General features: G+C 55.2%; 7 protein-coding genes. All 7 read left to right on the top strand.

Annotated elements, in window-relative coordinates; all coding sequences use genetic code 11:
• Nucleotides 1-567: 567 nt before the first annotated feature.
• The 7 genes from pstS to NW829_RS10795 all read left to right on the top strand — a co-directional run bounded on the left by pstS (nucleotide 568) and on the right by NW829_RS10795 (nucleotide 8627).
• Complete coding sequence (pstS, locus tag NW829_RS10825; protein ID WP_414417065.1) at nucleotides 568-1644, top strand: phosphate ABC transporter substrate-binding protein PstS; 1077 nt, start codon at nucleotides 568-570, stop codon at nucleotides 1642-1644.
• A gap of 63 nt (nucleotides 1645-1707) precedes the next feature.
• Nucleotides 1708-2646, top strand: coding sequence for a phosphate ABC transporter permease subunit PstC (gene pstC, locus NW829_RS10820; protein ID WP_414388051.1), 939 nt, complete (start codon nucleotides 1708-1710; stop codon nucleotides 2644-2646).
• A gap of 6 nt (nucleotides 2647-2652) precedes the next feature.
• Complete coding sequence (gene pstA, locus NW829_RS10815; protein ID WP_414417064.1) at nucleotides 2653-3543, top strand: phosphate ABC transporter permease PstA; 891 nt, start codon at nucleotides 2653-2655, stop codon at nucleotides 3541-3543.
• Nucleotides 3544-3625: 82 nt separating this feature from the next.
• Nucleotides 3626-4453, top strand: coding sequence for a phosphate ABC transporter ATP-binding protein PstB (gene pstB / locus NW829_RS10810; RefSeq protein ID WP_414388053.1), 828 nt, complete (start codon nucleotides 3626-3628; stop codon nucleotides 4451-4453).
• A gap of 95 nt (nucleotides 4454-4548) precedes the next feature.
• Entirely contained in the window at nucleotides 4549-5376 is an 828-nt protein-coding gene (locus NW829_RS10805; protein ID WP_414417063.1) for a TlyA family RNA methyltransferase, read from the top strand.
• Between the two features lie 43 nt (nucleotides 5377-5419).
• A complete protein-coding gene (locus tag NW829_RS10800; RefSeq protein WP_414417062.1) occupies nucleotides 5420-5845 on the top strand; it encodes a hypothetical protein in 426 nt (141 codons plus the stop codon).
• A 781-nt stretch (nucleotides 5846-6626) separates the two neighbouring features.
• Nucleotides 6627-8627 (top strand): primary-amine oxidase, encoded by a 2001-nt coding sequence (locus NW829_RS10795; RefSeq protein WP_414355866.1) that lies wholly within the window; start codon nucleotides 6627-6629, stop codon nucleotides 8625-8627.
• The last annotated feature ends 80 nt before the right edge of the window (nucleotides 8628-8707 follow it).

The following is an 8707-nucleotide window of genomic DNA, read 5'->3' as shown; positions in this document are numbered from 1 at the left end:
TCGTCAGCCCAGAGTGCCATAGCCACCAGCCCGTCGGCATAGGGGATCCCTTCTCAGAGCTTATTCCCGATTGGCAGGTCTCTAGAGTCCTCTTCCAGCTCTGAACCTTGGCGGGAAGATGAAGAAGCCATCTTTCCAAACTCAAAAGGCGGAAGTTCTCTGTTTTGGGAGATACCCAATCCAGGATAGGGAGTGGCTGACACCAAAGGGGATCCCTTGAGGGGTTTGCAACATTTGGCGGATATCCCCAGAGATAACCTGGGCTTAACCTCGTTTTAACTAAAAACAACTGCCTTTACGTTATAGTAGCTGCGCGGACTGGCGAAGTCTTCAATGGAGCGTTCCCGAGGGAACCCTGCGTGCTCAAAGGGATCCCTGGGATGTTGCGATTGGTTGAAGGCTTGTTGAGGATCGCAGGGTTAGCTTGAGGGTTGCCTCCAAGCTTCCAGGCGGTAGTGGCATACCCAGCCCGACGAGTTTTGATTGGGTTGGGTAAGGTTCTCGAGTGAAGTAGCCTTTTTTAGATCTGGGCTAGGATTTTATCTTCATCTGGGAGAGGAGATCTGTATGGTGATGTTGCACCCCTTGGAGCGTCGTTCTTTCCTGAAGTTTCTATCTGCCACTGTTGCCGGCTTTGCGGCTAGCCAGGCGAATTGGCAGCGGGTGTTTGCTCAGAAGACCATCACCATCAATGGCGCTGGGGCGACCTTCCCGGCCCCTATCTATCAAACTTGGGCCCAAGAGTTTGGCAAGAAAAACCCTAACATCCAGGTCAACTATCAGTCTGTAGGAAGCGGTGCGGGTCGTCAGCAGTTTGTAGCCCGCACGGTCGATTTCGGTGCCACTGACAGCGTGCCCCGTCCTGAACAGATCAACCAAATTGAGAATGAGGCTAACCCTCCCAAAGGGATGGTTTCTGTACCCATGGTGGGCGGAGCGTTAGTTGCAGCGTACAACATTCCTGGGGTGGGCCCCGAAATCCGCCTTTCCCGCCTGGCACTGGCGAATATCTTCCTGGGCAAGATCAAGAACTGGAACGATCCCCTGCTGGCTGGCCTTAACCCACAGGTGACTTTCCCGGATTTGCCGATTACCGTCGTGCATCGCTCTGATGGAAGTGGTACCACCGATATCTTCACCACTCACCTCAACGCTATTAGCCCAGAGTGGAAGCAAAAGGTGGGTCGCGGCCCTTCGGTAAACTGGCCAACCGGCGTAGGGGCGCGTGGGAACGAAGGGGTTTCCGAGCAGATCAAGCAAATTCCTGGCTCGATTGGCTACGTGGAATTCGGCTTTGCCAAGCTCAACAACCTGAACATTGCCCGTCTGGAAAACCGGGCAGGCAAGTTTGTAACTCCCAACGTCGAGACGGAGAAAGCGGCGCTGGCCAGAATTCAGCTCGACGAGCGTTTGCTGGGGGTCGATCCGGATCCTATTGGGGAAGACTCTTACCCTATTGTGGGCTACACCTGGATCCTTGCCTACAAGGTTTACCCCAAAGCCGAGACTTCCAAGGCCGTTAAAGAGTTTCTCCGCTACGGCCTTACTGAGGGGCAGGCTTTCGCTGAGCAGTTGGGATATGTCCCTCTGCCGGAAGAAACGCGGCAAAAAGCTCTGGCTGCGCTGGAAGGCATTACCCCGTAAAAACTCTTACCAACCACTTCTGGCTTCAGGCGGATGAATACCTTTTTTTCTGACAGCAGTTCTATGTTTCGGCCTCGGCCGGTTTTCCAGCGCCGGCGCGACCAGGTTTTTATCTGGGCTACGCGGATTGCCGTGTTTTTCTCGGCCTTCCTGCTGCTCTGGATTGCTCTGGAGATCGGCATTCAGTCTTTACCTGCTATAGACAGGTTTGGACTAAGCTTTTTCTGGAACACCACCTGGGATCCGGTCGAGGATATCTATGGGGCCTGGCCACAGATCTACGGCACGCTAGTGACTTCTCTCATCGCTCTGATTGTGGGGGTTCCTTTTAGCTTTGGCATCTCTATTTTTCTGAGCGAGGATTTTCTTCCGAAGTCCTTGCGTCTGGCTCTGATCATTGTGGTTGAGCTGTTGGCGGCTATTCCCAGTGTGGTGTTCGGCATTTGGGGATTGTTTGTCTTCATCCCCTTCTTCCGCCCCGTTCAGATGTTCCTGTACGAGAACTTCAATTGGCTTCCCATTTTCAGCACACCACCGATTGGGCCGGGGATGCTGACGGCAGGGGTTGTCTTGGGGATCATGATCATCCCCATCATCACGGCCATCGCCAGAGAGGTTTTGGTGGCTGTTCCTCCTGAGCTGCGCGCGGCTGCCTATGCGATGGGGGCTACGCGATGGGAAGCCATTTTTGGAGTGGTACTACCGGCTGCGATTGGGGGTATGTTGGGGGCTGTGGTGCTGGGTTTGGGACGCGCCCTGGGCGAGACCATGGCGGTGGCAATGCTGATTGGCAATGCGCGGGGGATTAGAGTCTCGCTTTTGGCCCCTGCCAGCAACATCCCTGCATTGCTGGCCAGCGAGTTTGCAGAAGCAGCCGACGAGCAGATCTCGGCTCTGATGTATGCGGCTTTGATCTTGCTGGTCATTACGCTGGTGGTCAACATCATCGCTGAGCTGATGGTTCGTCAGGTCAAGTTTGCTTTGACGGCTTCTCGGGAGTAGAGGAACATGGCGACACAAGTGGCAGCACAGGCCAATTTATTCAAACGCAAAGTCAGATCCAAGCGCGTCGTGCTGGACTGGGTGATGACAGGCCTGATCTTTGCTTCCAGCATTTTTGCGATTTTTGTGCTCGCTTCCATCCTTTACTATGTTTTCGTCAATGGCATTGAGCGCTTCAATTGGCAGACCTTAACCCAGCTTCCTCCTCCTCCTGGCGATCAGGTAGGCGGCTTTGGCAACGCTGTGCTGGGAACGATCATTGTGGTATCGATTGCCATTACAATCACTTTCCCTATTGGTCTATTTGCTGCGATCTATCTCTCGGAGTTCGGCCAGAACAGTTCTACAGCATCATCTCTGCGTTTCATTATCAAAGTGCTGACGGGGGTTCCTTCCATCATCGCTGGCGTGTTCGCCTATGGGGTGCTGGTGCTTTCCACCAAGACCTTTTCTGCCCTTTCTGGCGGAGTAGCTCTATCGGTATTGACTTTGCCGATCATCATCCTCTCCTGCGAGGAGGCTCTGCGCTTGGTGCCGGCGGACACTCGGGCTGCCGCCTACGCCTTGGGAGCTTCGCGGGTGCAGACTGTGTTTCAGGTCGTTTTGCCAGCTGCTTTGCCGGTCGTTCTGACGGGAGTGACCTTGGCCATTGCCCGAGCAGCTGGGGAGACTGCACCTCTAATTTTTACTGCTCTGTTCAGCTTTCTATGGCCTGATGGTCTGCTGAAGCCAGTAGCCTCGTTAGCGGTGCTGATCTACAACTTTGCCATTGTTCCCTTCGAGAACCAGCAGAAAATTGCTTGGGGAGGAGCCTTGGCTTTGGTGATTCTGGTTTTGATCACCACGATCAGTTTCCGGCTGCTGCTGAGTCGTCGTCAGGAAACCATTACTATCTGATCTGGTTCTTCTGAGATTTTTGCCTCACTATTCTTCGATTTTGAGTTTGGGTTCTGAAGCAACGTCTACCTCTGATATTCCTATGCGCCCTCCATTTCCCGGCACTCCTGATTCCTCTAAGAAGTCTGCCAAGTTAACTGTTGAGCTGGAAACGCAAGCAGTCAGTGTTTACTACGGCTCTCATTTGGCGGTGAAGCAGGTTTCTCTGAAGATTCCCAAGAATCACATCACTGCTTTTATTGGCCCTTCCGGCTGCGGCAAGAGTACTTTGCTGCGCTGCTTTAACCGCATGAACGATCTGATCCCGGGGGCGAGAGTAGAGGGATCCGTAATTTTTCACGGGAAAAACATCTACGATCCCGATGTAGATCCTGCTGAAGTGCGGCGGCGAGTTGGCCTGGTGTTCCAAAAGCCCAACCCCTTCCCGAAGTCCATCTACGACAACATTGCCTTTGGGCCACGGGTCAACGGCTACCAAGGAGACTTGGATGAGCTGGTAGAGCGCGCATTGCGTCAGGCCGTCCTCTGGGACGAGGTGAAAGACAAGTTGAAGACGAGCGGCCTCTCCCTTTCGGGGGGACAGCAGCAGCGCCTCTGCATTGCCCGCACCTTGGCCATCCAACCAGAGGTGATCCTGATGGACGAGCCTTGTGCCTCGTTGGATCCAATCTCCACGTTGCGCATTGAGGAGTTGCTCAAGGAACTGGGCCGTCGCTACACGATCATTATCGTTACCCACAACATGCAGCAGGCAGCGCGGGTCTCCGACTTTACCGCCTTCTTCAACACTGAAGTCGACGAAGAGGGGTTTCGCTACGGACGGCTGGTGGAGTTTAACCGCACTGAGAAAATCTTTAACTCTCCCGCCCATCGGGAAACGGAAGAGTACGTGAGCGGACGGTTCGGCTAATCTGCTGTTGGCGATCCCTCAATTCTGGTCAGTTGGGATCCCGCTCGCCTATTCTAATGGGCGGGAAGATCTATGCAAGGTGAGGCACCGGCGAGATGGCCAAGCGGGTGCGTCTGGATAGCTGGTTGGTGGAGCGCGGATATTTTTCCTCACGCCAGCAAGCGCAACGCTCCATTTTGGCAGGAGAAGTCTTTCTAAATGGGGTGCGGGCGGAAAAGCCTGGAACCTGGGTGAGCGGGGATCCAGCGGTGCAAGTCCAGTCTGGGCCTGCTTTTGTCTCACGGGGGGGAGAAAAGCTACAGGGGGCGCTGCAAACTTTTCCTGTTCAGGTGCAGGGTCGTATTTGTTTGGATGCGGGCATTTCCACAGGAGGTTTTACAGACTGCTTGTTGAAACGGGGAGCCCAGCGGGTCTACGGAGTGGATGTGGGCTATGGGCAACTGGCCTGGTCTTTGCGAACGGATGCGCGGGTGATCCTAAAGGAGCGGGCCAACTTGCGCCATCTGCAGCCGGAGGATCTGTACGGAAGCGAGGCACCTCCCCAGAGCTGGCCGGATTTGGCGGTGGTAGACCTGTCTTTTATTTCCCTGACTAAGGTGCTAGCTCCGCTGTGGAACCTGTTGCGTTTCCCACGGGAGGCGCTGTTGCTGGTGAAGCCCCAGTTTGAGGCGGGCCGAGACCAGGTGGGTAAAAAGGGGGTGGTACGGGATCCGGCTGTCCATGCCCGCGTGCTGGAGACGGTGATGCGCTCGGCCGTGGCCCAGGGCTGGCAGGTGCAAGGCTACACGTGGTCGCCCATCACTGGCCCTGCCGGCAATATCGAGTATTGGCTCTGGCTGGCTGAAGGAGAAGGGATCCCTCTCCCCAGCGGCAGTGCGCTACAACAGATGAGCGAGCAGGCAAGAGCGACCCTACACGGGTAGCTTGTCGATTTTGTCAATAGGTTGATGTGCTGGGTTGGGGGAGATGAGCCAAAAAATTGAAGAATTGTTTCAGGAAGGGATTCGGCGCTATGAATCCGGGGAAGCAGCCAAGACGTTAATTCCCTCTTTTGAGTCAATCTGTAAGGGATCCCCAAAGGCGGCGGCGGCTTGGACGTGCTTGTCCTGGCTCTACCTTCTGGAGGGGCAGGCGGAAAAAGCTCTGAAGGCCGCCCAGACTGCTGTGAAGTTGGATCCGGTGGATGCCCAGCCCCGTGTGAATCTGACCCTAGCCATGCTGGAGCTGAAAAAAACCGGGGTACGCCAGCAGGTGGAGGCCATTAAGCAAATCTTGGCACGGGATCCCGAGCAGATTGAGGGTGTCAAATCCAACCTGAAGGAGGGAGGGAACCGCCGTCCTGCTTGGCCCCACTTGAGCAAGATTTACAACTGGCTCTTTGAAGAAGATTAAGTGACCCTATTCCTTGTTTTGCAACAAGACTTTAGGAAAATCTAGAGCTTTTTATTTTAATCTACAACTCTTAGCGATGTTCTCATGGAGTTGGTGCTAAACTTCTTGTACCCAATAGCAATATGGGATCCATTTATCGATAGGGGTTAGCTCTCGTCGCTTCTCTTCCCCGGCCTCAGTTGATTGATGAGATTGAACTCCGGGCTGGCGCGAGATGCTTAGCTCGGCGGTGGCTGCACTTCATTATATTTATATTGCAGTGGTGTTGCACTGCCGCCGCTTCCATAGCCACTGAATCGAGTCCCGTTTTCCAACCTCACTTTTTTGACCCCTTTGACTGCAGATGGGAGGAACTTTAAGATGAACCGTCAGACCGTTTGGGTTAAGAGCGATACCCGAAACCACCAAGGCCACTTCATCCCCCAGTCTGAGTATACTTTGGTCGAGGCTGACCAAAATGGCTGGGCGTTGATCTGTGCTGACAATGCCCGCTGCTATTATGTGGATCCCGAACAACTCCGGTTTGAAGCGGGATGAGGGCTGTTGCCACCTATTCAGGGCTTTTTGACCTCAGGGTGTAGGAGAGCCGGATTCCCGTCATGCATTCTCCCCATGCCTTTGGCGTGGGGTTTTTTATGGGATAAGGCAGAGGCCGGCAGCGGACTTGGTAGCGTTGGATGCACTTGTAACCCCGTCCATATGCTTGAATGAGGCCACTTTAGAGGGGTGGGCTTGGCCGGCAATCCTCACCCCATCCGCATACCCAAAAGGGGGTTTATCCATGTTGAACATTGGGCGGCAGTGGCCACGTTGGCTAAAGATATTGGTTATCACAGTTGTATTTGGCGTCGGTATTGTAGCTCTGACCATCGCCAGTTCGCCGGGATCCCCCAAGGCCTCTCACCCGCTGGATCCCCTGACTGCCGAGGAAATTAAAATGACGGCCAGCGTTATCCGCAAGGCCGAGAACTTGGCCGAGGATGCCACCTTTGTGCTGATCGATCTGCGGGAGCCCGACAAAGCCGAGGTGCTCAGCTTTCAGCCGGGGGATCCCTTTCGCCGAGAAGCTTTTGCCATCGTTTACGAACCGAAGGCCAACCGCACCCACGAAGCCATTGTCGACCTGATGGAAAACAAGCTGGTTAGCTGGACGGAAGTGACCGGTGTGCAACCGGCGATGGTGAGCAGCGAGTTTGGGTTGGCCGCAGAAGTGGTGAAGGCGGATCCCGGCTGGCAAGAGGCAATGCGCAAGCGGGGGATCACCGATTTCGACCGCGTGGCTGTGGATTGTTGGGCGCCGGGCAACTTGAGCGAAGAGGAAAAAGCCTCCGGAAATCGCTTCTGTCGCGGCATTTCCTACTACAAAGGCGACAACTGGAACTACTACGGTGCCCCCATTGAAGGGGTTTTGGCCACTGTGAACCTGAACACGGGAAAAGTCTCAAAGCTGATCGACGATGACACCCTTGTGGCCTTCTCCAAAGAGAGCTTTGACTACGACCTCGCTTCTCTGGGCAGCGTTCGCCCCGCCCCCAAACCTCTAAAAATTACCCACCCCGAGGGCGCCAGCTACGACATCAAGGGTAACGAGATCACCTGGCAAGGCTGGAAGTTCCGCTACCTGATGCACCCGCGCGAGGGATTGGTGCTCTACACTGCTCGCTACCAAGAGGGAGAAGAAGAACGGCCTGTGTTCTACCGGGTGAGCCTCTCGGAGATGGTGGTGCCCTACGGGGATCCCGATGAAACCTGGTATTTCCGCAACGCCTTTGATGTGGGGGAATACAACTTTGGCTTGCTCGCCAACACCATGGAGCTGGGCAAGGAGGTACCGGAGAACGGCCTGTTGCTGGATGCCGTCTTTGCCGACAACGATGGGGAGCCCTACGTGATGCCGGGGGTGATTGGCCTCTACGAGCGGGATAACGGCATGCTCTGGAAGCACTACGAGTACAACACAAAGCGCAACGATGTGCGCCGCAGCCGTGAGTTGGTCATGACCATGACCGCCGCCATCGGCAATTACGACTACGGCATTAGCTGGGTGTTTCACCAGGATGGCACCTTTGAAGTGCAGGCAGATCTGACCGGAATCGTCTTGGCCAAGGGTACAGATGCTGTGACGACTGCTGACGCGGATCCCTTTGCCCCCCTGATGGCACCCAATGTGGGCGGTACCAACCACCAGCACTACTTCAGCTTCCGGCTGGATATGGATGTGGATGGCACCGACAATGCCGTTATGGAGATGAACCTCAAGCCCCTGCCCCAAAGCCCCGACAACCCGGCAGGCAACGCCTTCATCATGGAGGAGAAGCATTTGCTCAGCGAAAAAGAGGCCGTACGGGACTTGAACATGGCCAGCAGCCGTAAGTGGGTCATCGTCTCCAGCAGCAAGACCAACGCCCTCGGCGCTCCTACCGGCTACGCCCTCATGCCCGGCCCCAATGCCATGTTCCTGCCGGTCGAGGGATCCAACGTGCGGGAGCGGGCCGGATTTGCCACCCACCACTTCTGGGCTACCCACTACCAGCCCGGCGAACTGTATGCTGCTGGCCCTTATCCCAACCAAAGCGGGCCTGGAGAAGGATTGCCGAAGTGGGTGAGCGACGACCAACCTCTAGAAGGGGAGGATCTGGTGGTTTGGTATTCCTTGGGCGTTTCCCATGTGCCGCGCCCAGAGGATTGGCCGGTGATGCCTGTACACAGAACGGGCTTTAAGCTGATACCTTGGGGCTTCTTCGACCGCAACCCGACGATCAATCTGGCGGAGCCGGCCTGATATTCGGCTTGAATCTTGTTAACTTCAACTTTCAATACAGAGGGTCTGGTCTGTCCCAGGCCCTTTTTGACTGCCACTTA

It is taken from the genome of Synechococcus sp. R55.8, assembly GCF_047461895.1.
In the GTDB taxonomy this organism is placed as follows: domain Bacteria; phylum Cyanobacteriota; class Cyanobacteriia; order Thermostichales; family Thermostichaceae; genus Thermostichus.
Note: the sequence above shows the minus strand (reverse complement) of the source record. Positions and strands in the feature narration are given on the sequence as shown.

Excerpts from the sequence above, each read along its gene's own strand:
- pstS (WP_414417065.1), top strand. The coding sequence starts at position 568 with ATGGTGATGTTGCACCCCTTGGAGCGTCGTTCTTTCCTGAAGTTTCTA.
- pstC (WP_414388051.1), top strand. The coding sequence starts at position 1,708 with ATGTTTCGGCCTCGGCCGGTTTTCCAGCGCCGGCGCGACCAGGTTTTT.
- pstA (WP_414417064.1), top strand. The coding sequence starts at position 2,653 with ATGGCGACACAAGTGGCAGCACAGGCCAATTTATTCAAACGCAAAGTC.
- pstB (WP_414388053.1), top strand. The coding sequence starts at position 3,626 with ATGCGCCCTCCATTTCCCGGCACTCCTGATTCCTCTAAGAAGTCTGCC.
- NW829_RS10805 (WP_414417063.1), top strand. The coding sequence starts at position 4,549 with ATGGCCAAGCGGGTGCGTCTGGATAGCTGGTTGGTGGAGCGCGGATAT.
- NW829_RS10800 (WP_414417062.1), top strand. The coding sequence starts at position 5,420 with ATGAGCCAAAAAATTGAAGAATTGTTTCAGGAAGGGATTCGGCGCTAT.
- NW829_RS10795 (WP_414355866.1), top strand. The coding sequence starts at position 6,627 with ATGTTGAACATTGGGCGGCAGTGGCCACGTTGGCTAAAGATATTGGTT.